Origin of the sequence: Sorangium sp. So ce124 (genome assembly GCF_051525235.1) — a bacterium.
GTDB lineage: Bacteria > Myxococcota_A > Polyangia > Polyangiales > Polyangiaceae > Sorangium > Sorangium atrum.
The window spans coordinates 9,594,066-9,619,862 of sequence record NZ_CP150312.1; the positions used below are offsets into that span (position 1 = coordinate 9,594,066).

Below are 25,797 nucleotides of genomic sequence, written 5' to 3' on the forward strand. Positions count from 1 at the left end.
GTGTGAGCCATCCGATGAGCAACGAGGCTTCCGGGGTCCAGGGGAGCGGGCTCTCGCGTGCGACGTCGGAGAACGACGTCGGCCCCGATCCCGTCATCGGCGCGGGCATCGCGCTGCTCGGCATCTTCTTGATGGGGGTGGGGGGCGCGCAGGGCGCGCACTACCTCTTCAACTTCGGCGTGCTCGTGGCGGTGCTCGGGGCCGTCCTGTTCGTCCTGTTCGTGGCGCTCACGGCGCTGAAGCAGCGACGGGCGCTCGGCCTCGCGAGCCGCGCTCCGAGCCCCGAGGGCAGCGCCGAGCAGCGCGACGCGCGCGACTGATCGGCCGAGCGGCGGCGGCGCCCGGCAGCGGCGCGACGCGCGCGACAGAACAGATCAGCCGAGCGGCGCTGGCGCCCAGCAGCGGCGCGACACACGCGACGGATCAGCCGAGCGGCGCTCGCGCCCGGGTCACGCTGGGGGCTCGCTGCCGGGATCGCTCCGGTCGTCCGGCAGCGCCGGAGAGCCGGCCTGAGGGCCGGCCTCGACGGAGAGGTCCGGCTCGATGTCAGCGAGCGAGACGCCGAGCTCCTCGGCGATGCGCTCGATCTCGGCCCGCTCGGCCGGCGTGGGCGCGCCATCCGCGGCCGCGAGCCGGATCAAGAGGCGCACGACCTCCACCCGCTCGCTCGCGTTGCAGAGCGCCTTGAGCTCGCGGTAGCAGCGGTCGACCTCGCCCTCCTGGAGCGCGGGCAGCTTGCCCTGCAGGGCGTTGAACACCGCCTCGACGCCGCTCGGCGCGAGCCCATCGACGTGCGTGAGCAGCTCACGGAGCAGCTCGTCTTCCTTGTCGGAGAAGCGGCCGTCGACGCACGCGACCTTGCCGAGCAGGACGATGACGGTGGCGATGTAGCGGAGGACGACCGCCTCGTCGTCCGGGAGCGCCGCGCGGAGCTCCGTCAGGAGGGCGTCGAGGTTAGGGAACGAGCCCCCCTGCTTCAGGCCGAGCCAGGCGAGGAGTCCCACGTGATGAGGCTACCAGATCCTCGCCGGGCAGGGCAGCCCGGCGGAGACCCGCCCTTTACGCCCGTCACCGCGGTCGTCCATGTCGCCGTCGCCTTGGTCCATTCCCCAGCGGCCTACTCCTCGCCGCCGCGGTCCGCAATCCAATCGTCCACGGGGTTGTCGGACTTCGGGGTCTTCAGGATCGAGCCGTCAGGCCCGTCCTTGCGCACGACGAGCGTGCGCCGCGTCGTGGTGTCGGGCGTCTCGCGCGCGACCACGGTGATCACGTTGACCCCCGGCCGGAGCGGCGCCTCGAACGAGAACTCGGCCTTCTTCGGGTCGGCGCCGTCGCGGTTCGACTTGTAGTAGAGCTTCCGCGACCCGACGAAGATGAAGGTGTCGAGCAGCCGCTCGCTGTCCGACGCCGTCCCCGTGATCTTCATGGTGCCGGCGCTCGTCGCCAGCGCCGCTGCGGCGATGTCCAGCGTCGGCGGCGCGTGCGAGTAGAGGTCCTCGAACGCGACCGCCGCCGGGGCCGGCCCGCCGCCAGGGGTCACCTCGCGCGCGGCGACGAACGCGAAGCGCCCGGCGCCGAGGTCGACCTTGACGAACCCGCCTGGCGCCTCGCCGAGCACCTTGACCACGGCGCCCGCCGCGAGCCGGCCGAAGCCGCGCGCGCTCGCCTCCGGCGACGGGAGCAGGGTCGCCCCTTCCGCCCCGGCCTTCATGGTGGAGCCGCCGCCGTTGAGCTGGATGCGCGGCGAGATCGGGATCTTCACCTTCTCGCTGGCGAACTCGCGGAGATCGCGATCGCCGACCGAGAGCGTGAGGGTCGCCTCGGGCTCCGACAGCTGCTGCTCCACGTCGAAGCTGAAGACCACCTTGCGCACGTCGCCCGGCTTGATGTTCGAGATGTCGAAGCGCCCCGCGTGCAGCATGAGCCCGTCGCCCGAGAGGTTCGCGATGTTCGCCTGCGTCTCGTACGACGGCCCCTTGCCGACGTTCTTGACGGTCAGGTACATGCTGACCCGCTCTCCCTTCTGGATGAGCCCGTCGCCGTTGCCCTCGCGGTCATCCGCGATCTGATAGGCGTACTGGAAGAGCGGCCGGTCGAGCGCGCGCACCGTGGGCCGGATCTCGACCGCCGGCGGCTCCGCCGCGGCGGCGACCTCGAACTTCACCTTGAGGCCGTCGCTCCGGGAGAGGGCGTCCATCGGGATCGTGCAGACGCGCTTCTCGTTCGCCTTCCTCGGCTTCGTCGAGCCGATCTTCCGCCCCTCGACCTCGCACCAGCCGAGCGGCGCCTTCGCGCTCTTCGTCTGGCCGGGGCCGATCTTGCCGAAGATGAGCTCCTTGCTGTCGAAGTACGGGTTGTCGCTCTCCGTCGTCCCACGGAGCCGGTAGACCGGCTGCTTTCCGTTGTTCTTGACCGTGACCCGGAGCTCCATCGGCTGGCCCGCGGTCACCTCGGCGTTGGGGCGATCGGTCTCGACCTTCACGTCGAGCTCGGACTTCGCCGCCGGCGTGGCCCCCTCGGGCGCGTCGGACCAGTCGACGCCGAGCTTCGTCAGCTCGGCCGCGACCTTGCCAAGCTCCTCCTTGCCGACCTGATCGATGTAGTCGTGCATCGCCCGGAGCTGCTGGAGCCTCGGCGTGGAGGGCGGCATCCGCGCGGCGAGATCCCGCGCGAAGCGGATGGGGAAGTCGACGGAGAAGTCCTCGTCGATGTCGCCGCCGCGCTCCCGCATCTGCTCGCGCTCGGCGCTCGTGAGCTGGTAACGGACGACCTCGGACGGCTTGCCCGCGGCCGCCGCGCGCGCGTTCGAGAGGTGCGCCGAGAGATCGCGCTCCCGGAGCCCATCCTTCTGCACGGTGAGATCCATCTCGAGCTCGTCGACCGTCATCGGATCGAGCTCGATGTCCGGCGTGACGCCGACGCCCTGGATCGAGATGTCGCCCGGCGTCAGGTACTGCGCGATCGTGAGCTTGAGGGCCGCCTTCTCGGCCGTGACGTCGGGGAAGACGAGCTGCACGCTGCCCTTGCCGAACGTCTGCGAGCCGACGATGACGGCGCGATCGTTGTTCTTCAGCGCGCCGGCCACGATCTCGCTCGCGCTCGCGCTGTTGCCGCTCACGAGCACCACGATCGGGTACAGCGGCTCGGTCCCCGGCCCCTTGGCGCGCTTCTCCTCGCGCCCCTCGGAGGCGCCGACCGTGGACACGATGACGCCGTCGGCGAGGAACTTGTCGGCGATGCGCGCGGCCTGATCGAGCAGGCCGCCCGGGTTGCCGCGCAGATCGAGCACGAGCCCCTTCAGCGGACCCTTGCTGCGCAGCCCGTCGAGCGCCGCGTCGAGCTCCGCGGTCGAGGTGGCCTGGAACGTCTTGAGCCGGACGTAGCCGACGCCGCCCTCCAGGGCGCGCGACTCGACGGACCTCACCTTGATCACCTCGCGGGTCAGCTCGAAGGCCTTCGGCCCCTGCCACCCTCCCTCGCCCTCGCGGGTCAGCCACACGGTGACCGGGGTGCCCGGATCGCCGCGGAGCCTCCGCACAGCGTCGTCGAGCGGCATGTTGAGCGTCGACTCGTTGTTGATCTTCACGATCCGATCGAGCCGCTTGAGGCCCGCCCTGCCCGCGGGCGTGTCGGGCATCGGGTTCAGGACCGTGAGCATCTGGTCGCGGATCGAGATCACGACGCCGAGCCCGCCGAACGCGCCCGACGTGGAGAGGTTCATCTCCTTGTACGCCTCGGGGCTCAGGAACGTCGAGTGCGGGTCGAGCGTGTGCAGCATGCCGTTGCACGCGGCGTACTCGACGTCCCGCAGATCGACCTCGGTGCCGCGGAGGTTCTTCTGGAGGAAGGTGAAGACCTCGCGGAGGCGCGCGGAGACGTCCCAGGGGCCCTGGATGTTGTCGATCCGGAACTTCTTCTCGCTGGTCTCGACGCGGACGGTGACCTCGTTGGGATCCTCGTTGAGGACGATCACCTGCGCGACGTCGCGCTGGACGGCGTTGAGCGCCGAGAGCAGCATCTCCTTCGGCTTGACGCGATCCGGCTCGACGTACTTGTCCCGGATCATCTTGAGCGTCTCGTTGACGGCCTCGAGGCGGGTGAGGTCGTACGGCGCCTTGGCCACCTGCCCGGTGACCGCGAGCGCGGGCTCGAACCCGCGCCAAAGCCCGCCAGGGCCGAACTGAAGGACGAAGTACGCTGCCAGCGGGAACGCGGCGGACACGACGAGCGCCTTGGCGATGCGCTCCATGGGTCGGTGAGGCATACGGCGATCGAGTATAGACGCGCTCCAGCGAGCGTCGACCGACGTCGATGCTCGCTGGCCCGAGCACCGCGTTCCAGCGCGGGCGCTACACGGGCTTGTGCGTATCCTCTTGCTTTTCTTCGGGCTTCGCCGGGAGTTGCTTGGCCGCCTCCTCGTCGTCGTCGCGGAGCCCCTTCTTGAAATTCCGGATGCCCTCGCCGATCCCCTTCCCGACGTCGGCGATCCTCCCCGCGCCGAAGAGGAGCAGTGCGAGGCCTACGAGGAGGGCGATTTCAAGCGGTCCGATGCGGCCCATAGCGTTGATCCCTTGAAGGCTGCCACGCTCTCTGCGGCAGGTGGCGGCGGTCCACAGCCCGGTTCGAGTGGACCCATACCACCCATCCTCCGCACCGGCAACGCAGCGGTTCGAAGCGCGGAGACCCGTGCTAGGCTCGCGCACCGGCTTCGCTGGAGGAGAGACCAGGCGCGTGAGCACCCGCTCGCTCCGCCAGCGGTTCACAAATCAAGAACGGCTCGACGGCCCAGACGGGATCGCCAGCCGACCGGCCCGGACGCCAGCCTCGGATGAGGCAGGCGGTGATCCATGGCTCGAGCCCTCGCAGGCTTCGCGACAGTCGACACGGGGAAAACACGATGCCGATGAACCGCTTGAATCGTAAGGCAGCGCATTGTCTGGCAGGGGCGTCCGTGGCAGCGGCGGTGCTCGCCGGCGCCGCCGGGCGCGCGAGCGCTCAGCAGGCGAGCGGGGGAGACACGGTGAGCGTCGACGGCAAGGGGATCGTCGGCGGCGCGTTGCTCGGCGGCGAGGTCGTGATGCTGACCATGGGGGCGATCGGGGTCGAGCGCGCCTGGCCGTACCTGGTGTTCGGCGGGCTCGGCGCGGTGGGCGGCGGCGTCGCCGGCTACTTCGTCGAGGCCGCGGAGCCGCCCGCGGAGGTGCCGCTCTACATGCTCGCCGGGGGCATGGCGCTGGTCATCCCGACCCTCGTCGTCACCCTGAACGCCACCGCGTACAAGCCCCCCGAGTCCGACCAGAGCGAGCCGATCCGCAACGAGCCGGCCGCGGAGCCCGCGCAGCCGGGGATCAACGTCCAGCTCACGACGGACGCAGCGCAGGTCCTCCGGCGAGCCCGCCGGGAAGAGCCCCGGCTCGGCCTCGTCGACATCACGCCGCGCCGGGTCGCGCTCGGCGTGCCCGCGCTCTCGCTCAAGCCGCTCTACTCCCAGGACGAGATGTTCAAGTTCGGCGTGGCGCAGGGGCACGAGGTCCGCGTCCCCGTCCTCCGGGCGACCTTCTGAGGGGCCCGGGGTCGCCCCGGGCGGCGGCGCGGGGCAGGCGCCCCCCTGCCCCGCGCGCCGGTCTCTGTGCCGATCCCTACGCTCGGCGTTAGGCTCTCGCCGTGGCCGACCTCCACGATCCTCCGCTCCCCTGGTCCACGCGGCTCTGGTTCGCCTTCGCGTGCTTCTTCCGCGTGCTGTTCGATCCCCAGTTCGCCGAGCGGGCCTGGCAGGCGCGCGAGGCGGTCGCCGCCCTGCAGCCGGCCGAGCACGCCGAGCCGCGGCAGCTCGAGCGAGATCGAGCTGGCGGCGCGCCCGCCGCCCCCGAGGCGGCCGCGGCTGCGGCGAGGGAGCCCCCCCCCGCGCCGGTCACCGCGCCCGCGCCGCAGACAGCGCCCGCGGTGAGCTCGGCGCTCCAGCTGCTCTCGCTGCTCCAGCGCGAGGGGCGGCTCGTCGACTTCCTCGAGCAGGACATCACCTCGTTCGGCGACGCGGACGTGGGCGTGGCGGCGAGGATGGTCCACGAGGGCTGCCGCAAGGCGCTGCGAAGCCACGCGAAGCTCGCGCCCGTGCGGCGCGAGGACGAGGGGGCGAAGGTGACGCTCGAGGCCGGCTACAACCCCTCCGAGATCAAGCTCATCGGCAACGTGTCCGGGACCGCGCCCTACAGAGGGGTGCTGCGCCACCGGGGCTGGCGCGCCGACGATGTCTCGCTGCCGACGCCGGTCGCCGGCCACGACGCCAGCATCATCGCCCCCGCGGAGGTCGAGCTATGAGCGCGCGCTACATCATCGGCATCGATCTCGGCACCACCCACTGCGCGCTCGCCTATGCGCGCCTGCCCGAGGACGGAGCCGACGCGCGGCTCGCGCCGTCGCCCGAGGTGATGGCCGCCCCGCAGCTCGTGGCGCAGGGGACGCTCGAGGCGCGGCCGCTCCTGCCCTCCTTCATGTACATCCCTCACGAGAGCGAGGGCCCCCAGGCGCTGCCCTGGGACGCCGAGCGGCGCTTCGCCGTCGGCGAGCACGCCCGCGCGCGCGGCGTCGACGCGCCGGCGCGCCTCATCTCGAGCGCGAAGAGCTGGCTCAGCCACGCTGGCATCGACCGGCGCGGCTCGACGCTCCCGCTCGGCGCGCCCGAGGACATCGAGAAGATCTCGCCCGTCGAGGCGTCGTGGCGGTACCTCGAGCACCTCACCGAGGCGTGGGATCACCAGTTCGCGAAGGACGATCCGGCGCTCGCCCTCGCGAAGCAGGAGATCGTGATCACCGTGCCCGCGTCGTTCGACGCCGCCGCGCGCGATCTCACGGTCGAGGCCGCGAGCGCCGCGGGGTTCGAGGACCTCACCCTGCTCGAGGAGCCGCAGGCCGCCGTGTACGCCTGGATCGACGCGGCCGGCGAGGCGTGGCGCAAGCACCTCCAGCCGGGCGACGTGCTGCTCGTGATCGACGTCGGCGGCGGGACCACCGACTTCTCCGCGATCGCCGCGGTCCCGCGCGACGGCTCGCTCGAGCTCGTCCGCGTGGCGGTCGGCGACCACATCCTGCTCGGCGGCGACAACATGGACCTCGCGCTCGCGCACGTCGTGAAGGCGAAGCTCGCCGCCGAGGGCAAGGAGCTCGATCGCTGGCAGATGTCGTCGCTCACCCACGCCGCGCGCGTCGCCAAGGAGCGGCTGCTCGGCGATCCGTCGATCAGCGAGGCGCCGATCGCGATCGCCGGCCGCGGCTCGAAGCTGCTCGGGGCGGCGATCCGGACCGAGCTCACGCGGGACGAGATCACGAGGACGCTCGTGGACGGGTTCTTCCCCGAGGTCCCCTCGTCCGCGCGCCCCGCGACCCGCGCGCGCGCCGGCCTGACGCAGCTCGGCCTCCCGTACGCGCAGGACCCGGCGATCACCCGCCACCTGGCCGCGTTCCTGGGGCGGCAGGCCGGCGCGACGTCGAAGCTGGAGGGCTTCGCCCCACAGGGAGGGGCGAACGCCGAGCCCGGCCGCGCACCGCTCCTCCTGCACCCGACGGCGGTGCTCTTCAACGGGGGCGTCATGAAGAGCGCGGCGCTGCGCGAGCGGCTCGTCGCGACGCTCGGCGCCTGGCTCGAGCAGGACGGCGCGCCCCGGCCGCGGGTGCTCCCGAGCGACGACCTGGATCTCGCGGTCGCGCGGGGCGCCGCCGCCTACGGCCTCGCGCGGCGCGGCCGTGGGCTCCGGATCCGCGGCGGGACAGCGCGGGCCTACTACGTGGGCATCGAGGGGGCCGTTCCCGCGGTGCCCGGCCTGGAGCCGCCGATCACGGCGCTCTGCCTCGCGCCGTTCGGCATGGAGGAAGGCACCGAGGCGACGCTGCTGCCGCAGGAGTTCGGCGTGGTGGTCGGCGAGCCGGTGCGCTTCCGCTTCTTCAGCTCGTCGGTGCGCCGGGATGACCAGGCCGGGACCGAGCTCGAGAGCTGGAAGCCCGGAGAGCTCGAGGAGCTCTCGCCGATCGAGGTCACCTTGCCCGCGGAGGGCCGCCGGGAGGGCGACATGGTCCCAGTGCAGTTGCGCGCGTCGGTCACCGAGGTGGGGACGCTGCTCCTGGAGGCGATCCCCCGCGAGGCGCAGAAGCCGAACGAGCGCTGGCGGATCGAGCTGTCGGTGCGCGCCGAGGCGTGAGCGCGGGGGTGCCCGCGTCCGGAGCAGCCTGATCGGCGCGCGCCGAGGTGTGAGCGCGGGGCGCCCGCGTCCGGAGCAGCCTGAAGCGGCACGGCCCGCCGTCCATCCTGAAGCGCAGCGCGCCCGTGCGCGCTACCCTCACGACGCGCCGCAGCATGCAGGAGGCCAAGGAGCGAGAAGCGGAGCGCGAAGGCAAGCCGGAGCGCGCTCATCGAGGACACGATATGGCACCGACGATTCGCAGGCTCCGCGTCGTCCATTCCACGAAATATACCTACGATCGCCCGGTGGAGCGCAGCGTGCACAAGCTGCATCTCTGCCCGGTGCACGACTGGGATCAGCGGGTGCTCTCGCACACGCTCACGATCGATCCCCACGTGCCCACGGCGGAGTTCGAGGACGTCTTCGGGAACCGGGTCACACGCTTCGAGATCACCACCCCGTATACCGCGCTCACGATCTCGGCCGACTCGATCGTGGAGCTCTGCGACGCCGATCCTTTCGCGTTCGCGAAGAAGAAGATCCGGCCCGCGTTCCCCCTCGTCTGGATGCCCTGGGAGCAGGCGATCATCGCGCCGTATGTGCGCCCGGCGGAGCTCCCCGACACCCAGCTCCAGGAGCTCTTCGATTACGCCATGTCGTTCGTCGAGAAGAGCGACGCGGACCTGATGGAGACGCTCTTCGCGATCAACCTGACGCTCTTCCGCGAATACCGATACGTGCCGGGCTCCACGAACCTGGCGACCACCCCGTATGACGCCTTCGTGAACCGGCGCGGGGTCTGCCAGGATTTCGCGAACCTGTTCATCTGCATGGCGCGGCTCCTCGGCATTCCGGCGCGCTACGTGTGCGGATACCTCTATACCGGCAACGTCGGCACGAGCCGCGCCGGGTCCGACGCGACCCACGCGTGGGTGCAGCTCTACATCCCGAACATCGGCTGGAAGGGGTTCGACCCCACGAACGGCGTGCTGGCCAGCCTCGACCACGTGCGGGTCGGTTACGGCCGCAACTACATGGACGCAACGCCGACAGCGGGGACGCTCTACACAGCCGCCGCCGAGACGATGAGCGTCGATGTGACGGTGGCCGAGGTCGACTAGCTCTCTCCGCTGGCTCGCCCGCTCACCGACAGGCGCCTGTCGCAGCGAGCACACAACGACATGGGAGAGCGCGAAATGGCGGCCGCGGGGGAGGCAGGCATCCCGCCTCTCCCTGCGGCCCCAGCACGAATCGCCGAGGCCGGTCGGACCGATCCGCAAGACCTCAGCGCGTCGAGATCACTGGCCGTCCTCGAGACAGGCGGTGCCTTCCGCGATGCACGCGCCCTCCGCGGAGGCAGCCGCCATGTTGCCGCACTCGTTACACGCGTCGTCCGCCGCCTCGTCCGTGGTGCACGCGGTATAGCAGGGGTCACCCTCCTCCGCGCCGCAGGCCCCGCAGATACACTCCGTGACCGCCTCGTATTTCGGGATCGAGGACTCGCACAGGTCCGCCGGATCAGCCCCGGTGAGGAGGGGCGCCGAGCAGGTCACGCAGTCCGCGCCGCCGCCGGTGCCGCCGGCACCGCCCTCGCCGCTGCCGCCCTGGCCGCTGCCGCCCTGGCCGCTGCCGCCCGTGCCGCCGCTGCCGCCCTCGCCGGCCGAGGTGCTCGCGGTGGTCCCGCCGCCCGAGCCCGTCGTCTCGGTGTCGTCCCCGCACCCCGCGGAGAAGGCGGTCGCGCCAAGGATGAGAGCCATCGAGCCAATGCTGACAAGATTAATGTTACGCATGTTGTCCTCCGGCGCGCTCGAACGAGCGCCCGTCGTCGATCGTCGCTTCATCTGTCAGTCCCAAGGGGACTCGCCGGTCGCGACAACCCCCGCGTGCCGGCGGCGGCACACTACTCTACCCAGGCTGTGACGCTCAACTATCTTCTATGCGGCGCGCGAAACGGCTGACCGCGCCTGGTCCGCTCGAGCGACCCCAAACACCATGGCATGCGCGTTGAGGACGAGCCGACCAGCGCCCGCGGTTCGGGGATCGCCCGACTCGGACGCCCCGACGAAACAGCACCGAAATCGCGCGTCGCGAGCCGCGCGCGCCGCCGTGGCCGGGGGCTTGCGGCTCACGCTCACCGCGAGCGTCGCACCGAATCCCGCAAGTCGCGAGTTCCGAGCCTCCTTGTGCTCCACGGAACGCCGCCCCGTCGCCGGGAGCGCCGCCGCCCGCGCCGCCGCCGCCCGCGCAGCGCTGCGCGATCTCGATGCCTCGAGCGAATCTGGAGATGGCGGCGGACGTCGCCGGGAGCGCGCGCCTTCGACGACTTGAAGGTGGAAGTTGGAAAGCGCTCGTGACAGCTGCCCTGGAGCACGGCTCTGCTATGATCAGAGGCGCGGCGCCTGCGTCGTGCGCGATCGCAGAGCCCGGCCTCGCGCTGCGATCGCGCGCGACGGGCGCCAGCGATACGGCCCCACGCGCGCCGCGCAGCGACGGCGACGCGCGGGGCTCGTCGCGCGTCACGGGGGAGGGCACGATGAGCATTCGGTTGCGCGTGTTGCGCGTGTGTCTGGCGGCGACGCTCGCGGGCCTGTCCGCCTGCGCGAGCACGCCCGTGCAATGGGCCTCGCCGGAAGGGCAGCCGAAGCTCCCGCCCCCGCGGGAGATCAACGCCGTCGCGCGGCCGGACGCCGCGCACTGCGCGGCGATCGTCGGGGCCACGCTCATCGACGGCCGGGGAGGGCCGCCCGTGCGCGACGCCGTCGTCGTGGTCCGCGGCGACCGCATCGTCGCCGCGGGCGCGCGCGGCGCCACCGACGTCCCGGCCGGCGCGGAGGTCGTCCGCGGCGCGGGGCTCTGGGTGCTGCCCGGCCTCATCGACGCGCACTTCCACCTCGAGGGCGATGACGGGCTGCCCGGCGTCGTCCTGCAGCGCGGCGTCACCTCGCTGCGCGAGCCGGGGAACTGGATCGAGGCGTACGACGCCGCGCGCAAGCTCGGCCCGACGCCGCGGCTCTTCCTGGCGGGGCCGCTGCTCGACGGTCCGTATCCGGCCTATCCGGAGGGCGCGATGCTGGTGCGCGACGCGGCCGAGGCGCGCTGGGCCGTCGATCAGCTGGTCGAGCACGGAGCGTCGGCGATCAAGGTCTATTTCCGCCTGCCCCTCGGGCTCGTCGAGGAGGTCGCCAAGGCCGCGCACGCGCGCGGGGTGATCGCCGTCGCGCACCTCGAGACCGTGGACGCCGCGGCCGCGGTCCGCGCAGGGCTCGACGGCATCGAGCACATCACGTCGCTCGGCACGGCGCTCGTGCCGCCGCGCGAGGCGGAGCGCTACCGCCAGTCGGTGATCGCCGACAACGACGCGCGCTTTCCGGGGCGCTACGAGATCTTTCGCGGCATCTCCCTCGGCGCGCCGCGGACCCGAGCGCTGCTCGGGCTGCTCGCGGCGCGGGGCACCTTCCTCACCCCGACGCTCGCCATCTTCGAGCGCCGCGCCGGCGACACGGGCGCGACGGAGACCGAGGTGCGCGGCTTCGAGAACATGATGAAGCTCACCCTCGCGGCGCGCCGCGCCGGCGTGCGGGTGGTCGTCGGCTCCCACGGCAAGGCGCCGGGCGCCGAGCGGGGCTGGGCCTACCAGCACGAGATGGAGCTGCTCGTCGAGAGCGGCCTCTCGCCCATGGAGGTCCTCGTCGCTGGCACGCTGGAGAACGCCAGGTACTTTCGCGTCGACGACCGGCTCGGCAGCGTCGAGCCGGGCAAGCTCGCCGACCTCGTCCTGGTCGAAGGCGACCCGCTCGCGGACATCCGGGCGATGCGCCGCGTGAAGCGGGTCATGCTGAACGGGAGGTGGGTCGGCCCGGCTCAGGCCGAGTGAGCCGCATGCGCGCTCGCCGCCGCGGGCTCGGCGCGCTCGTTACGTGGAGTTGCGCGGACAGGACGAGCGCACGCGGAGCGCGCCGCCGCCACCGCGCGGCGCGCTCCGACAGAGGGCCTTCAGCCCATCTCGATCTCGACGCGCACCGTCGAGCCGGCCGGCGACAGGGGAATCACGTTCCCCGCGACGGCCTTGCCGTCCACGGTCAGCTTCTTCACGCCCTTGCACACCCCCGAGTTCTTGACGCTGATCTCGTAGGTGGCGCCGCGGAATCGGCGGGAGATGGAGAAGCTCTTCCACGCCTTGGGCACGCAGGGATCGAGCTTCAGCCCGTCGTACTGGGGCTGCACGCCGAGGATCCCCTGGCTCACGGACACGAACGTCCAGGCCGCCGTGCCTGTGAGCCAGGCGTTCTTGGCTTCGCCGAAGACCGGGGCGTCCTTGCCAGCGATCATCTGCGCATAGACGTAGGGCTCGGCGCGATAGGTCTCGATCTGGCTCTCCTTCGCCGAGGGGCAGATGGAGAGATAATACTCCAGCGCGCGCTCCCCTTCGCCGAGGAGACACCAGCCGAGGTGGATCCAGGTGTTGTTGTGGCAGAAGATGCCCGCGTTCTCCTTCACGCCCGGCGGATACGAGGTCACCTCACCGAGCTCGAGGTGATAGGTCGTGTATGCGGGCTGCTGCAGCACGATGCCGTTCTTCGTGTAGAGGTGCTTGTGCACGCTCTCCATCGCCTGCTTGGCGCGGCCGTTGTCCGCGCCGGCGCCGCCCAGGACGCACCAGCCCTGGCTCTCGATGAAGATCTTCCCCTCCTCGTTCTCCTTGCTCCCGACCGGCCGGCTCTCGGCGTCGTAGGCGCGGCGGTACCACTCGCCGTCCCAGGCCTCCTTCTCGACAACGGCCAGCATCTCCGCGTAGTGGTCGCGCATGCGCGCCGCGTCGGACTTCTGGCCCATCCAGTCGTAGAGGCCGGCCATCTCGCGGCTGGCATAGAGGAAGAGGCCGGCGATCATCACGGACTCGGCCTTCGAGTCCTTCACGTCGCCCGCGGTTTGGAAGCTCTCGTTGGGCTCTGTGCTGAAACAGTTCAGGTTGAGGCAGTCGTTCCAGTCCGCGTGGCCGATCAGCGGCAGGCCGTGCGGGCCCCGCTTCTTCATCGTGTAGGCGATGGACGTCTCCAGGTGGTGAAGGAGGTCCTCCTTCGAGCCCGGCTTGTCGGCGTAGCCCACAGCCTCCTTGAGGATGGCCTTGTCGCCGGTCTCCTTGATGTACGCGCACGTGGAGAGGATCAGCCACAGGTGATCGTCGTAGAAGTCGCCGCCGATGTCGGCGTTCCCCTTCTTCGTCAGCGGCTGGTACTGGTGGTAGCAGGTGCCGTCGCTGAGCTGGGTGGCCGCGATGTCGAGGATGCGCTGGCGGGCGCGCTCGGGGACGAGGTGCACGAAGCCCAGGAGATCCTGGTTCGAGTCGCGGAAGCCCATGCCCCGGCCGATGCCGGTCTCGTACATGCTGGCCGACCGAGAGAGGTTGAAGGTCGCCATGCACTGGTACTGATTCCAGGTGTTGAGCATGCGTGTCGCGTGCTCGTCCGGGCAGTCGGCCTGGAAGTTCGAGAGGATCCCGGCCCAGTCCGACTTCAACTGAGCGAACGCGCCGTCCACCACGCCGGGCGCCGAGTACTTGGCGAGGATCTCCTTGCCCTTCTGCTTGTTCAGGACGAAGGGCGCCTTGAACTTGGGCAGGTCCCCGTGGTCCACGTACGAGAGCACGAAGCTCATCATCTCGCTCGCGCCGGGCTCGAGCGAGAGGCTCACCTGGTGGCTGCCGATCGGGTTCCAGCCGAACGCCTTGGAGTTCGTGGCCTTCCCCTTGGCCGGCACCTGGGCCTCGTGCAGCCCATGGTGGACGCTGCCGCAGAAGGCGTCACGGCTCGTGTCGAACCCGTCGATCGCGCGCGTGCAGGCGAAGAGCGTGTAATGGGAGCGGCGCTCGCGGAACTCGGTCTTGTGGTAGATGGCGCTCCCCTCGATCTCCACCTCACCGATGGAGTAGGTGCGCTGGTAGTTCGTCATGTCGTTGAGCGCCTCGAAGAAGCAGAACTCCTGAAAGGAGAAGAGCTGGATGTCCTTCTTCGAGCCGCTCTTGTTGGTGACCCGGGTGCGCCAGATCTCCACGTTCTCGCCGGGAACGATGAAGAAGAGGACCTCCACCTCGACGCCGTTCTTCTCGCCCGTGATCTTCGTGTAACCCAGGCCGTGGCGGCACTCGTAGCGATCCAGGGCCGTCTTGAGGGGCTTCCACATGGGGTTCCACACGACCCCGCCGTCGTTCACGTACAGGTAGCGCCCGCCGAGGTCCATCGGCACGTTGTTGTACCGATAGCGCGTCAACCGGCGCAGCTTGGCGTCCTTCCAGAACGTGTAGCCGCCCGCCGTGTTGGTGCAGAGGCCGAACATCTCGTCCGAGCCCAGGTAGTTGAGCCAGGGCAGCGGCGTGTCGGGCCGGGTGATGACGTACTCGCGGCTCTCGTCGTCGAAGTGGCCGTACTGATTGCTCATGGACGCGCGGTCTCCGTGGATAGCGACAGAAAAAAACCCGGAGGCAGCGCTGCCCCGGGTCGGATAAGCCGATGATTGTCAGGCCTGGGGCCTCCGAGCGAGCTCAGAGGGCCGCCACTCTAGACCCCGGCGCCTCCGCTTGTCAACGGGGCCTGGGGGCGCGCTCGCCGGCGTTTTGCCAGGGAGAACGCCGCGCTCCGTCGCACTCCGTCGCACTCCGTCGCGCTGTGTTGCGCGTTGGCGCATGGTTGGTGTGCGGCAGACAACGCAGGATTGCAGTGAAGGAGAAATTTTACACACCGAAGCTCCGCGGGCCGCGCCTCGCTCGCGGAGCCGCGTATCCGCCGCTTCAACCGGCCTTGAACGTGTCGTAACGGCCGGCGCGCGGCGCGACGCGCGCCTCCAGCGCTGCGCGCTCCGCGGGCGGCATCGGGAAGGAGAGGGACCGCGCGCCCAGGTTCTCGCGCACCTCGGCGATCGACGAGCAGCCGATGATCACCGTGTCGGCGTGGCTCGCCGCGTAGTGGATGAGCTCGCTCGCGCTCGCGGCGCGATCCTGGAGCAGGCGGCCCGCGGCCATGATCTTCATGCCGATGACGCCGACTCCGCGCCGCCGCGCCTCCTCGACAACGGTCGTCAGGAACGGTCGCCGCGCCGGATCTGCAGGGTTTACCGCGCAGAGCACGGTGTCCACAGGATAACGCCGCATCGCCTCCAGGAGGATCCGCGGGTCGTGGTGGCCGGTGATCCCGACGTGGCGCACGCGGCCGTCCGCCCTGGCCTGCTCCACGGCCTCGATGGCGCCCCGCTTGCCGAAGATGGCGTCGAGCTCCTCGATCTCCCGCAGATCGTGCAGCTGCCATAAATCGAGGTGGTCTGTCCCGAGCCGACGCAGGCTGTCGTCGAGCAGCCGCAGCGCGCCGTCGCGATCGCGCGCATGGGTCTTGGAGGCGAGGAAGACCTGCTCGCGCGCCTTCGGGCCGGCGGCGCGGAAGGCCTCACCGTAGTAGTCCTGGCTCTGCTGGTATGCAGGCGCGGTGTCGCAGTACCTGACCCCGAGGCGCAGGGCCTCCAGGATCACGGGCACCGCCTCGCGGTGACGGCCCGTCGTGCGGAGGATCCCCTCGCCCCCGAGCGACACCGGCTCCACCTGCGCGCCGGTCCGCCCGAGCGTGCGGGCCGGCCCCCCGGCGGCCGCAGGCGCCGCCGGCGACGGGCGGCCGGCTGCCCCGACCGCCATGGCCGCTGCGGTCGTGGCGACCGCTCCCAGCACGTCATGACGGCCACCGTCGGCACCTCCCGTCTCGCTCGGCTCGCGCATAGGGCCCTCCTGGGGACAACTCTATCAACCGAAGGGTCAGACGTAAACCGGGGGCAGGATCCATGCAGTCACGGCTCCGGCGACCGGTCCCACGCGTGGGTGCGCTGCTGCGTGGGCAGCAATCGTGGGGCCTCGTGTTGCTATGGCACGACGTGGACGCTACAAGCGGACTCACAGCTTCTGCGCGAGCGACACGGCTGTCGCTCTCCGCTGGCGGCCCGCTCCCGGAGACTCCTGCGGGGCGGGTGGGAGGTGATCATCGGCCGTGATCGAGCTGCGTGGCGTCAGCAAGGTGTACCGGCACGGCGGGCGCGAGGTGACGGCGCTGGAGGGGGTCTCCTTGCGCGTGGCCCCGGGCGAGGTCTTCGGGGTGCTGGGGCACAGCGGCGCGGGCAAATCCACCCTCATCCGCTGCGTCAACCTGCTTGAGCGGCCCACCGCGGGCGAGGTGAAGGTCGAGGGACGGGACATGCTGGCGCTCGGCCCGCGGGAGCTCCGGCAGGCCCGCCAGGGCATCGGCATGATCTTCCAGCACTTCAATCTCTTCTCCGCGCAAACCGTGGCGGAGAACATCGCCTATCCGCTGGCCATCGCGGGCTGGCCGCCGGGACGCATCCGCGAGCGGGTGGACGAGCTCCTCTCGCTCGTCGACCTCTCGGACAAGGCGTGGGCCTACCCGGCCCAGCTGTCCGGCGGCCAGAAGCAGCGGGTGGGGATCGCCCGGGCGCTCGCGCCGCGGCCGCGCGTGCTGCTGTCCGACGAGGCCACCTCCGCCCTCGATCCGGAGACGACACGCGCGGTGCTCGGCCTGCTGCGGGACATCAACCGGCAGCTGGGGCTCACCATCCTGCTCATCACCCACCAGACGGAGGTGCTCAAGGAGATCTGCCACTCGGCGGCCGTGCTGGAGCGTGGCCGGGTGGTCGAGCAAGGCAAAGTCATCGACCTGCTGGCGCTCCCCGGCGCGCGCTTGAGCGCGCTGTGTTATCCGCCGTTCGCCGCGGGCAGCTGGTCTGTCCGCCCCGGAGGCCGCCCCGGAGGCCGCCCCGGAGGCCGCCTCGTCTGCCTGTCCCTCGCCGGGGACGCTGCCGCTCAGCCGGTGTTCGCCATACTGGCCCGCCGCTTCGGCGTGGACGCCACCCTGCTCGAAGGCACGGTGGAGCGGGTTGGAGGCGTCCCTGTGGGCCGGCTCTTGGTCGAGCTCACCGGCGCCCCCGACGCGCTGGAGCAGGCGCTGAGCCACCTGCGCGAGCAGCGTTGTCTGTCGGAGGCCGTCGCCCATGCCTAGCGAGCTCGTGGCGTCGCTGTGGATAGCCACCGTCGAGACGCTCTACATGGCGTCGGTCTCCGCGATCCTGGTCGTGCTCGCCGGGCTCCCGCTCGGCGTGCTGCTGGTGATCACCGACCGCGGCGGGCTCTGGGAGCGGCCGCTGCTCAACCGCTCGCTCGGCACGCTCGTGAACGTGGGGCGCTCCGTGCCGTTCATCATCCTCATGGTGGCCATCGTGCCGCTCACCCGGCTCCTCGTCGGCACCACCATCGGCACCACGGCCGCCATCGTGCCGCTGGTCGTCGCTGCGATCCCCTTCATGGGGCGCGTCGTGGAGCAGAGCTTGCGGGAGGTGGACCCTGGGCTCCTGGAGGCGGCGGTGGCGATGGGCTCCACCCACCGGCAGGTGATCCTCCGGGTGCTCCTGCCCGAGGCGCTGCCGTCCCTCGTGCGCGGCACGGCGCTCATGGTGATCAGCGTGCTCGGATACAGCGCCATGGCGGGCGCCGTGGGCGGCGGCGGCCTCGGCGACCTGGCCGTGAAATACGGTTACATGCGCTTTCGCACGGATGTGATGCTGGGCTGTCTCGTCGTGCTCCTCGTGCTGGTGCAAGGCGTCCAGCTGCTCGGGGATCGCCTCGCCTCCCGGCTCGACCGCACGAGCCCCCGGGGCGCCGGCGCCCGCGATTGACCCTGTTCCAGCGGCCTTGCCCGCGCCGCCTCGCCCCATGAACCCTCCGGAGGACTGACCATGAAGGGAACCCCAGCGATCGTCGTCTCAGCGCTCCTGCTCTCGGTGACGGCGCTGCTCTCCAGCTGCGGTAAGCCGGACGAACCGGCCGGCGTCGGCGGCAGCCGCACCTTGAAGGTCGGCGCCACCCCCGTGCCGCACGCGGAGATCCTCCGGGCGGCCGCGCCGCTGGCCGAGCGGGAGGGTGTGAAGATCGAGGTGGTCGAGTTCACCGACTACATCCAGCCGAACATCGCGCTTTCGGACGGTCAGCTCGGCGCCAATTACTTCCAGCACGTGCCCTACCTGGAGCGCTTCAGCGCCGATCGCCAGCTCTCGCTGAGCAGCGCGGCGGCCGTGCACCTCGAGCCGCTGGCCCTTTACTCCACCAAGCACGCTCGCCTCGAGGACCTGCCCGAGGCAGCGCAGGTGACGATCCCTGCCGACCCGACCAACGGGAGCCGGGCCCTCCAGCTCCTGGCCCAGCACGGGCTCTTGCGCCTCCGCGAGGGGGTGGGGGTCGCCGCGACCGTGAAGGACGTGCTCGACAGCCCGCGCAAGCTCGCGCTGCGCGAGATCGATGCCGAGCAGCAGCCGCGCACGCTGGCGGACGTCGACGCCGCCGTCATCAACGGCAACTACTTCCTCGAGGCGCAGAAGAACCTGAAGCTGGACGCGAAGGTGCTCGCCCGCGAGTCCGCCAAGGGCAACCCGTACGCGAACGTGCTGGCGGTGCGGAAGGGCGATGAGACGCGGCCCGAGGTGCAGGCGTTGATCAAGGCGCTGCACTCCGACGACGTGCGGCGCTTCATCGAGTCCCACTACGGCGGCGCGGTGGTGCCGGCGTTCTGAGGTGGGCGCGCGCCGGCCGACGCTCCAGGGCGGGCGCTACTGGCTACCGGTCGGGCCGGGCGCGCGCCTTGCGCCGGTAGGCGCCCGGGGTCTCGCCCATGTGGCGCCTGAAGGCCTTCACGAACGCGCCGTCGGTGGCGTACCCCACGGCGCCCGCCACCGACGCCATGCTCGCGGCCTCGTCGGCGAGCATCTCAGCGGCGCGGTGCATGCGCCAGCGCGTCAGGTACTCGAGCGGAGCGACGCCGAGCGCCCCCTTGAAGCGTGCGGCGAAGGCCGAGCGCGACACGCCCGCGGCGCGCGCGAGCGCCTCGACCGTCCACGGGTCGGCAGGCCGCTCGTGCATCCGCTGCAAGGCGACGCCGAGGGTAGGGTCCCAGAGCGCCCGAAGCCAGCCCGGCTGTCCGCACGTGACGCCCGCGACATGGGTGCGCAGCGCCTGCACGAACATCACGTCGGCGAGGCGGCCCGCGACGAGCTCGTAGCCGGGCATCTCCGCGTCCATCTCGGCGGCGACGAACTGCAACGTCGACTCGATCCACCGCGTCGCGACGCCGCCGTCGCCCTGCACGTGAATGAGCTCGGGCAGGCTCGCGAGGAGCGGGTTCAGGCGCGCGTCGGTGAAGTGAAGGCCGCCCGCGACGATCGTCGTCGGCGCCCCATCGCCGCCGTAGTGCACGATGCCCCCGCATCGGCCCCCGCGCTGCGCATACACCACCTCGGGCGAGACGGCGCGCGAGCCGGGGCGGTCGCGCAGCGTATGCGCGAGCCGGGCGCGCAAGAAGACGACGTCGCCGGGCGCGAGCGTCAGGCGGCGCTCGCCCGCGTCGAGCACGCAGCCGCCCCGCGAGAGCGCGTAAAACGTCGTCACGTCGTGCGCGTCGATCCGCATGCCCCAGGGCGCCTTCAGCTCGAGCCGACCGTAGATCTGGCTCTGCAGCTGGACGCTGCGGAGCGCCTCCGTCAGGACGTCCATGCATCTTCCTCTCTGGACGATCGAACTATTTCTATGGACGATACAGCGCTATTCGTCTCTTCGCGAGCCCTTATCGTGGAGCGCGTGGGGGCCGGCGCTGCGGCGCCACGGGCCCGATCCACGCGAAGGGAGACCCAGTCATGACCACGAAGGAGAGGCTCGTCCTCGTCACCGGCGCTACCGGACAGCAGGGCGGCGGCGCGGCGCGAGCGCTGCTGTCGCGCGGCGTTCGCGTCCGTGCTCTCGTCAGAGATCCCCAGGGAGAGCCCGCCGCGGCGCTGCGCCGGCTCGGGGCAGAGGTCGTGGGCGGCGACCTGGGCGACCGCGCCTCGCTCGAGGCCGCGGCCCGGGGGGCGGACGCCGTCTTCAGCGTGCAGCCGAGCGAGGGGCAACCGCAGTACGGCGTCACCTCGGAGGACGAGGCGCGCTTCGGCAAGAACGTCGCCGACGCCGCGCGCGCGGCGAGGGTCCGGCACCTTGTGTACACCTCGATGGCCGGCCTCGAGCCGGGCACGGGAGTCGGCCACTTCGAGAGCAAGTGGCAGATCGAGACGTACGTTCGCTCGCTCGACGTGCCCTTCACCATCCTGCGCCCGGGGGCGTTCTTCGAGCTGCTCACCCAGCCGCAGTTCTACGCGGCGCCGGGGAAGTTCACGTTCTTCTACCCACCGGAGCACCGTATCCCCTTCATCGCGGCCGAGGACATCGGCGCGATCGCGGCCGCGGTCTTCGCGGCGCCCGACGCCTTCGCAGGCCGAACCCTCGAGCTCGGCGGCGACGTGCTCACCGGCGTCGAGACGGCGGCCGCGCTCGGGCGCGCGACGGGGCAGCCGCTCGCCTATGCGCGCTTTCCGGCCGAGGCCCTGCGCCAAAATCCCCTGTTCGAGCGCATCGTCGAGGCCGCGCTCAAGCTCCGAGTCGACATCGACGTCGCCTCGCTCCGCGCGCTTCACCCGACGCTGAAGACGCTCGCGACCTGGCTCGAAGAAGGGGGCGCCGCGCGCATTCCGGTCACGTCGCGCAGCGGCGCGCAATGAGCATCGGGCCTCGGTAGAGCCGAGCTCAGCGGGCCAATGATCCGGCCGCCCACGGCCTCGGGGACGAGCCTTGGGCACCCGGAAATAGCCCTCAGTCCCTCCCTACCACCGGTCGTCGGAGTCGTCGTCGTCCGACCCCCTGCCCCGATCGTCGTCCTCGAACACCAGCCTGCCAATCACCACCTGGCGCACCGCCGCGGGATAATAGGCCGTGACGGCGGCCGTGCTCCAGGTGTGCCCGACGATGGTGTCCGAGGTGTTCGTGTAGAGCCGCATCGTCCCGTAGCCGGCGCCGGAGGCCCCCCGGCCGCTCGACGCGTACCTGGAGTCGGACGAGCCGTGATGCGTGCTCGTCGAGTCGACGATGCTCACCTCGAACTGGAATGTGCCCGCGACGAGGGGGCTGACGGGGAGCTTCGCCCTCGGCGCCCGGCGGAGGATCGCGACGTGCCCGGTCGACGACTCGCCAGCGGGGTAGCGGATCGCGATGATGTCGGCGGCGCGCGCGTCCCTGGGGTCGTGGATCCTCTTGAATCCATTCTCCTCGACGATGGCGTCGTAGTAGGCGGCCGCGCTCGGGCTCCGGCTGCCCAGCCAGTCGTTCAACGATGCTTCGGTGAACCCGTAGCCCCGCTTGAGCAGCTCCGTCAGGAAGGTGGCGCACTGCGTCCGGTTCGCGTAGCGGCGCGCGCCGGCCACACCAGCCCAGCTGATGAAGCTGGGGCTCGAGTTGTATTCGTTGTTCTCCGAGCTGACGTTGTCCACGAGGCTCTCCGCCCACCTGAGATGGTCGACGTGATGCGCAGCCGCGGTGCGCGGCGAAATCCACACGAGCCCCGGAAGGACGAGACAAGCGATCTCCAGCATACGACGACGAACGCTCGCCATGATCCACCTTGGAATGCAATGAGTTGCTCGAACTGGCGCGTCGCACTCAGCGCGCGGATTCCCGTGATGTATTAAGTACGATCGAGAGGCGCCGTTCAATACAAATTTGCAGCACAATCATCTTTGGGAGTCGCTTGTCCCACAGGCGCACAGACGGACAGGCATCCTCTCGCGCCGTGCGCCTCGCGGGGCGCACGGCGACGCGCTAGAGAGCGCGGCGCGGGTGAGCTGCGCGAGGACGGACGGAAGGGCGACGAGCGTAATGGGGGCAACGCGCGAAGCCGAGGCAACCGACGTGACCGACGCAACTGAGGCAACCGACGCAACCAACAACCAGCGGGCCAGTGCGCCGTACCCCGGCGACAAACCAGGACACGCGCTTACGTCGATCGAAATCGGTCGATTTCGAATGAGGGTCTGTGTTAACCTGGCCTGTTGTTCCGAGGCTCGGGTAGCTCAGGGAGCAGGCGCGGGAGGGGCGTGTCGGACCTGGAGCGACGGGCAGGCGGCCTCGGTCGGCCGCCAGCCGGTCACTTCGACTTGATGCGGAACTCCACGCGCCGGTTCATGGCGCGGCAGCCCTCGTCGTTCGTGAAGCAGAGAGGCGCGCCGGCGCCGTAGCCCGGCGCCGTCATCGGCGTCGCGACGCCGTGCTGGACGAGGTAGCGGACCACGGCGTTCGCGCGGCGCTCGGACAGCTTGATGTTGTGATCCACGCTGCCCTGGTTGTCCGTGTGCCCCTCGACCGTGAGCGCTGTGATCTCCGGGTGCGTGCGCAGGATGTTCGCCACCGCGTCGAGGACCGAGAACGACTCCGGCCGGATCTCGTCCTTGTCGAGGTCGTAGAAGATCGGCCGGGCGATCTTGATGCGATCCCCCTCGATGACCGCCTCGGCAGGCGCCGCCGGCTGGACGACCACCGGAGGAGGAGGCGGCGGCGGCGCCGCGCTCGCCGCCACCGACATCTCGGTCTTCGCCGACCCGCACCCCGCCGCAAGGGCGCCAAGGACCACAAGCCAGATCGCTCGGTTCGCTCGCATTTCGCGGCTCTAGCACGGGGAATCGCCCGGAAGAACCGGAAGAAGCGCGCGGGCGCGCGCGAGCCGGCGCGGCGGCGCGCCGGACCTGCGGAATGCGCCGCGGCGATCCAGTATCGTTGCTGCGCGCACGCATGTCCGCCCCCGCGAAGAGCTCGAGCCTGATCGTCGGAATCGACCTCGGCACCACGCACACCGTGGTTGCGTGGGCCGAGCGCGACGCCGATCCCGGCGCGATCCGCGTCTTCTCGATCCCGCAGCTCGTGACGGCCACCGAGATCGAGGCGCGCCCGCTGCTGCCGTCGCTGCTCTACGCGCCCCTCCCCGGCGAGGCGCCGGCCGATCCGTTCGGCGACGCGCCCTTCGCGATCGGCGAGCACGCGCGCCGGCGCGGCGGCGAGATCCCCGGGCGGCTCATCGCCTCGGCGAAGAGCTGGCTCTGCCACCCCGCCGTCGACCGCACGGCGCCCATCCTGCCATGGGGCGCGGCCGAGGACGCGGCCTCCCTGCCGCGCGTCTCGCCGCTCGACGCCAGCGCCCGGATCCTCGCCCACGTGCGGCGCACCTGGGACGACGCCTTCCCCGAGCGCCCGCTCGCGGCGCAGGAGGTCGTGCTCACCGTGCCGGCCTCGTTCGACGAGGTCGCGCGCGAGCTCACCGTCGAAGCCGCCCGCCGCGCCGGCCTCTCGGCGCGCCTCCTCGAGGAGCCGCAGGCCGCGTTCTACGACTTCATGCGGCTCGCCGGCGCCGAGGGCCTCGACGCCCTGCTCGCCCGCTCGGGCGGCGAGGCGATGGTCCTCGTCTGCGACGTCGGCGGCGGCACGACCGATCTGTCGCTCATCCGGGTGGCCCAGGGCGCTGGCGCGGCCAGGGGCCGCCCCGAGGTCTCGCGCGTCGCGGTCGGCCACCACCTCTTGCTCGGCGGCGACAACATGGACCTGGCGCTCGCCCACCTCTGCGAGCCGCGCCTCGTGGGCGCAGGGGAGAAGCTCGACCCGGCGCGCTTCGGGCAGCTCGTGCTGGCCTGCCGCGCCGCCAAGGAGCGCCTGCTCGCCGGCGGCGCGTCGTCGGGCGGCGCCGGCAGCGCCGCGTCGACCAGCGGCGCCGGCAGCGCCGCGCCGTCGCCGCCGGACGACGCGCCGGTCACCGTGCTCTCGCACGGCGCGCGGCTCGTCGGCGGCGCGCTGACGACGCGCCTCGGCCGCGAGGAGGTCGAGGGCGTCGTGCTGGACGGCTTCTTCCCGGAGGCGCCGCGGGACGCCCGGCCGCAGCGCGGGCGGAGCGGGCTCGTCGCCTTCGGCCTGCCCTACGAGCGGGACGTCGCGATCACCCGGCACGTGGCCTGGTTCTTCGCGCGCCACGCCCCCGAGGCGCGAGGGCCGACCGCGCTGCTCCTGAACGGCGGCGTCTTCCGCGCCCGCCGCGTCGCGGAGCGCCTCGCGCAGGTCGTCGAGCGCTGGGGCGGCCCGCCGCTCGATCTGCTGCCGCACGCCGATCCCGACCTCGCGGTGGCGCGGGGCGCGGTCGCCTACGGCCTCGCCCTCGCGGGCCGCGGCGTGCGCATCGAGGGGGGCGCGGCGCGCGGCTACTATGTCGGCCTCGAGCCGCCCGCCGCCGGGGGGCCGCGGCCGGCGGTCTGCGTCGTGCCGCGCGGCGCGAAGGAGGGCAGCGTCCACGCGGCGGCCGGGCGGACGTTCGCGCTCGTCGTGGGGCGCCCGGTGCGGTTCGACCTGTTCGCGTCGGACGACGCGCGCGCCGATCGCGCGGGCGATCTCGTCCCGCTCGAGGACGACCGGTTCGATGCGCTGCCGCCGATCGCTGTGGCGTTCGACGCGGGGGACGCGGCGCGCGCCGCGACCGGAAAGCAGGCCGAGGTGCGGGTGCAGATCGAGGGGGAGCTCACCGCGATCGGCACCCTGGATCTCGCCTGCGTCGAGGTGGACGCCGCGGCGCCGCGCCGCTTCCGGCTGGCGTTCCAGCTGCGCGAGGACGGCCGCGGCGCGCGCGCGGCGGAGGCCGAGGGAGGCGCGCCGGCGGAGCGGGCGCAGGCGAGGCCTCACGCCGCGGCGACGCCGGGCGGCAAGCGCCTCGACGAGGCCCGGGAGGCGATCGAGCGGGTGTTCGGCAAGGGGCGGCCCGACGTGGCGCCGCGGGAGGCGAAGAACCTCGTGCGCGAGCTCGAGCGCGTCCTCGGGGAGCGCGCCGCCTGGACGACGGAGACCGCGCGGGCGCTGCTCGACACCCTCGTCCCGAGCGCGCGCTCGCGGCGGCGCTCGGCCGATCACGAGCGCGTGTTCTGGTCGCTCGCCGGCTACTGCCTCCGGCCCGGGTTCGGCGACGCGGGCGACTCGGCGCGCATCGCCGCGCTCGCGCCGCTCTTCGCCGAGCGGCTGGCGTTCCCGCAGGAGGCGCGCTCCTGGCAGCAGTTCTGGATCGCCTGGCGCCGCATCGCGGGCGGCCTCGACGAGCCGCTGCAGGTCGCGATCCGGGATCTGGCGGATCCGTTCCTGGCCCCGGCCGAGCAGCGGCTGAAGAAGCCGAAGGGGGTGAAGCCGGAGGCGCTCGACGATCTGCTCGAGCTCTGCGCGTCGCTGGAGCGCGTGCCCGCCGGCCGGCGGAGCGAGCTCGGCGCGTGGATCCTGGAGCGCACATGGACCGACCGCGACGCGCGGCTCTGGGCGGCGATCGGCCGCCTCGGCGCGCGCGTTCCGGCCTACGCGAGCGTTCACCATGTGGTGTCGCCGGCGGCGGCCGAGCGGTGGCTCGACCACCTGCTGCGCGAGAAGTGGCAGGAGCTTCCGTCCGCGGCGCCGGCCGCGGTGCAGCTCGCGCGCAGGACCGGGGACCGGGCGCGCGACGTCTCGGACCGGGTCCGCGGCGAGGTGGAGCGGCGGCTCGCCAAGGCGGGCGCGCCCGAGGCGTGGCTCAAGGCGGTGCGCGAGGTGGTGGCCGTCGAGGAGTCCGAGCGCGCGGCGTTCTTTGGAGAGGGGCTGCCGGTGGGGCTGCGGCTCGTGAGCGAGTAGGGAAAGCGCTTCTGCACGCTTCGAGATCGACTGACGGTCTCACTTCCAGAGAGA

At 71.6% G+C, this 25,797-nt stretch carries 20 protein-coding genes; 11 read left to right on the forward strand and 9 right to left on the reverse strand.

Features of this window, described 5'->3' with window-relative positions:
- Positions 1–14 precede the first annotated feature (14 nt).
- Complete coding sequence (locus WMF19_RS36130) at positions 15–320, forward strand: hypothetical protein (protein WP_044966374.1); 306 nt, start codon at positions 15–17, stop codon at positions 318–320.
- Between the two features lie 129 nt (positions 321–449).
- Here the strand turns inward: WMF19_RS36130 and WMF19_RS36135 are convergent, their stop codons facing one another.
- From WMF19_RS36135 to WMF19_RS36145, 3 genes are all read right to left on the reverse strand, one after another.
- On the reverse strand, positions 450–1,004 hold the full coding sequence (locus WMF19_RS36135) for a TerB family tellurite resistance protein (RefSeq protein WP_437894526.1): 555 nt from the start codon (positions 1,002–1,004) through the stop codon (positions 450–452).
- Positions 1,005–1,117: 113 nt separating this feature from the next.
- Positions 1,118–4,264 (reverse strand): MXAN_5808 family serine peptidase, encoded by a 3,147-nt coding sequence (locus WMF19_RS36140; RefSeq protein ID WP_437894528.1) that lies wholly within the window; start codon positions 4,262–4,264, stop codon positions 1,118–1,120.
- An 85-nt stretch (positions 4,265–4,349) separates the two neighbouring features.
- Positions 4,350–4,559 carry a twin-arginine translocase TatA/TatE family subunit gene (locus tag WMF19_RS36145; protein WP_272095380.1) on the reverse strand — a complete coding sequence of 70 codons (210 nt, stop codon included), beginning with the start codon at positions 4,557–4,559 and terminating at the stop codon, positions 4,350–4,352.
- Between the two features lie 392 nt (positions 4,560–4,951).
- Here WMF19_RS36145 and WMF19_RS36150 point away from each other — a divergent pair, with 392 nt between their 5' ends.
- The 4 genes from WMF19_RS36150 (at position 4,952) to WMF19_RS36165 (ending at position 9,295) form a co-directional block, all read left to right on the forward strand.
- Complete coding sequence (locus tag WMF19_RS36150) at positions 4,952–5,563, forward strand: hypothetical protein (RefSeq protein WP_437324324.1); 612 nt, start codon at positions 4,952–4,954, stop codon at positions 5,561–5,563.
- 101 nt (positions 5,564–5,664) lie between these two features.
- Positions 5,665–6,318, forward strand: a complete 654-nt coding sequence (locus WMF19_RS36155; protein WP_437894529.1) for a DUF2760 domain-containing protein — start codon at positions 5,665–5,667, stop codon at positions 6,316–6,318.
- A complete protein-coding gene (locus tag WMF19_RS36160) occupies positions 6,315–8,192 on the forward strand; it encodes an Hsp70 family protein (RefSeq protein WP_437894530.1) in 1,878 nt (625 codons plus the stop codon). Before WMF19_RS36155 ends, WMF19_RS36160 begins: the two co-directional genes overlap by 4 nt.
- 224 nt (positions 8,193–8,416) lie before the next feature.
- On the forward strand, positions 8,417–9,295 hold the full coding sequence (locus WMF19_RS36165; protein ID WP_437894531.1) for a transglutaminase family protein: 879 nt from the start codon (positions 8,417–8,419) through the stop codon (positions 9,293–9,295).
- Between the two features lie 177 nt (positions 9,296–9,472).
- Here WMF19_RS36165 and WMF19_RS36170 read toward each other — a convergent pair whose 3' ends face one another.
- Positions 9,473–9,931: a hypothetical protein gene (locus WMF19_RS36170; protein WP_437894532.1), complete on the reverse strand. Its 459-nt coding sequence runs from the start codon at positions 9,929–9,931 to the stop codon at positions 9,473–9,475.
- A gap of 776 nt (positions 9,932–10,707) precedes the next feature.
- On the opposite strand from WMF19_RS36170, the gene WMF19_RS36175 reads away from it, so the two are divergent.
- Positions 10,708–12,048, forward strand: a complete 1,341-nt coding sequence (locus WMF19_RS36175) for an amidohydrolase family protein (protein WP_437894533.1) — start codon at positions 10,708–10,710, stop codon at positions 12,046–12,048.
- 119 nt (positions 12,049–12,167) lie between these two features.
- Here the strand turns inward: WMF19_RS36175 and WMF19_RS36180 are convergent, their stop codons facing one another.
- Together WMF19_RS36180 and WMF19_RS36185 are read right to left on the reverse strand one after the other, a co-directional pair.
- A complete protein-coding gene (locus tag WMF19_RS36180; RefSeq protein WP_437894535.1) occupies positions 12,168–14,609 on the reverse strand; it encodes a GH36-type glycosyl hydrolase domain-containing protein in 2,442 nt (813 codons plus the stop codon).
- A gap of 349 nt (positions 14,610–14,958) precedes the next feature.
- Entirely contained in the window at positions 14,959–15,930 is a 972-nt protein-coding gene (locus WMF19_RS36185) for an aldo/keto reductase (protein ID WP_437894536.1), read from the reverse strand.
- A gap of 265 nt (positions 15,931–16,195) precedes the next feature.
- On the opposite strand from WMF19_RS36185, the gene WMF19_RS36190 reads away from it, so the two are divergent.
- Genes WMF19_RS36190 through WMF19_RS36200 form a run of 3 tightly spaced genes read left to right on the forward strand, consistent with a single transcriptional unit; the run spans position 16,196 to position 18,782 of the window.
- On the forward strand, positions 16,196–17,218 hold the full coding sequence (locus tag WMF19_RS36190) for a methionine ABC transporter ATP-binding protein (protein WP_437894537.1): 1,023 nt from the start codon (positions 16,196–16,198) through the stop codon (positions 17,216–17,218).
- The gene (locus WMF19_RS36195; protein WP_437894538.1) at positions 17,211–17,891 is read left to right on the forward strand and encodes a methionine ABC transporter permease; all 681 of its coding nucleotides are present in this window, start codon (positions 17,211–17,213) and stop codon (positions 17,889–17,891) included. Before WMF19_RS36190 ends, WMF19_RS36195 begins: the two co-directional genes overlap by 8 nt.
- Positions 17,892–17,951: 60 nt before the next feature.
- Positions 17,952–18,782, forward strand: a complete 831-nt coding sequence (locus WMF19_RS36200) for a MetQ/NlpA family ABC transporter substrate-binding protein (protein ID WP_437894539.1) — start codon at positions 17,952–17,954, stop codon at positions 18,780–18,782.
- A 43-nt stretch (positions 18,783–18,825) separates the two neighbouring features.
- Here WMF19_RS36200 and WMF19_RS36205 read toward each other — a convergent pair whose 3' ends face one another.
- Entirely contained in the window at positions 18,826–19,758 is a 933-nt protein-coding gene (locus tag WMF19_RS36205) for a cupin domain-containing protein (protein ID WP_437894540.1), read from the reverse strand.
- A 140-nt stretch (positions 19,759–19,898) separates the two neighbouring features.
- On the opposite strand from WMF19_RS36205, the gene WMF19_RS36210 reads away from it, so the two are divergent.
- A complete protein-coding gene (locus WMF19_RS36210; protein ID WP_437894541.1) occupies positions 19,899–20,795 on the forward strand; it encodes an NmrA family NAD(P)-binding protein in 897 nt (298 codons plus the stop codon).
- 102 nt (positions 20,796–20,897) lie between these two features.
- Here the strand turns inward: WMF19_RS36210 and WMF19_RS36215 are convergent, their stop codons facing one another.
- Positions 20,898–21,560, reverse strand: coding sequence for a hypothetical protein (locus tag WMF19_RS36215; protein WP_272095398.1), 663 nt, complete (start codon positions 21,558–21,560; stop codon positions 20,898–20,900).
- 653 nt (positions 21,561–22,213) lie between these two features.
- The gene (locus WMF19_RS36220; protein WP_272095399.1) at positions 22,214–22,723 is read right to left on the reverse strand and encodes an OmpA family protein; all 510 of its coding nucleotides are present in this window, start codon (positions 22,721–22,723) and stop codon (positions 22,214–22,216) included.
- A gap of 131 nt (positions 22,724–22,854) precedes the next feature.
- Between WMF19_RS36220 and WMF19_RS36225 the strand changes: the two genes are divergently transcribed.
- On the forward strand, positions 22,855–25,743 hold the full coding sequence (locus tag WMF19_RS36225) for an Hsp70 family protein (protein WP_437894542.1): 2,889 nt from the start codon (positions 22,855–22,857) through the stop codon (positions 25,741–25,743).
- The last annotated feature ends 54 nt before the right edge of the window (positions 25,744–25,797 follow it).

Bases quoted from the DNA above. Each gene is read 5' to 3' on its own strand.
- WMF19_RS36220 (WP_272095399.1), bottom strand. From the start codon at position 22,723: ATGCGAGCGAACCGAGCGATCTGGCTTGTGGTCCTTGGCGCCCTTGCG.
- WMF19_RS36200 (WP_437894539.1), top strand. From the start codon at position 17,952: ATGAAGGGAACCCCAGCGATCGTCGTCTCAGCGCTCCTGCTCTCGGTG.
- WMF19_RS36185 (WP_437894536.1), bottom strand. From the start codon at position 15,930: ATGCGCGAGCCGAGCGAGACGGGAGGTGCCGACGGTGGCCGTCATGAC.
- WMF19_RS36205 (WP_437894540.1), bottom strand. From the start codon at position 19,758: ATGGACGTCCTGACGGAGGCGCTCCGCAGCGTCCAGCTGCAGAGCCAG.
- WMF19_RS36170 (WP_437894532.1), bottom strand. From the start codon at position 9,931: ATGGCTCTCATCCTTGGCGCGACCGCCTTCTCCGCGGGGTGCGGGGAC.
- WMF19_RS36180 (WP_437894535.1), bottom strand. From the start codon at position 14,609: ATGAGCAATCAGTACGGCCACTTCGACGACGAGAGCCGCGAGTACGTC.
- WMF19_RS36210 (WP_437894541.1), top strand. From the start codon at position 19,899: ATGACCACGAAGGAGAGGCTCGTCCTCGTCACCGGCGCTACCGGACAG.
- WMF19_RS36140 (WP_437894528.1), bottom strand. From the start codon at position 4,264: ATGCCTCACCGACCCATGGAGCGCATCGCCAAGGCGCTCGTCGTGTCC.
- WMF19_RS36165 (WP_437894531.1), top strand. From the start codon at position 8,417: ATGGCACCGACGATTCGCAGGCTCCGCGTCGTCCATTCCACGAAATAT.
- WMF19_RS36175 (WP_437894533.1), top strand. From the start codon at position 10,708: ATGAGCATTCGGTTGCGCGTGTTGCGCGTGTGTCTGGCGGCGACGCTC.
- WMF19_RS36195 (WP_437894538.1), top strand. From the start codon at position 17,211: ATGCCTAGCGAGCTCGTGGCGTCGCTGTGGATAGCCACCGTCGAGACG.
- WMF19_RS36130 (WP_044966374.1), top strand. From the start codon at position 15: ATGAGCAACGAGGCTTCCGGGGTCCAGGGGAGCGGGCTCTCGCGTGCG.
- WMF19_RS36145 (WP_272095380.1), bottom strand. From the start codon at position 4,559: ATGGGCCGCATCGGACCGCTTGAAATCGCCCTCCTCGTAGGCCTCGCA.
- WMF19_RS36160 (WP_437894530.1), top strand. From the start codon at position 6,315: ATGAGCGCGCGCTACATCATCGGCATCGATCTCGGCACCACCCACTGC.
- WMF19_RS36225 (WP_437894542.1), top strand. From the start codon at position 22,855: ATGTCCGCCCCCGCGAAGAGCTCGAGCCTGATCGTCGGAATCGACCTC.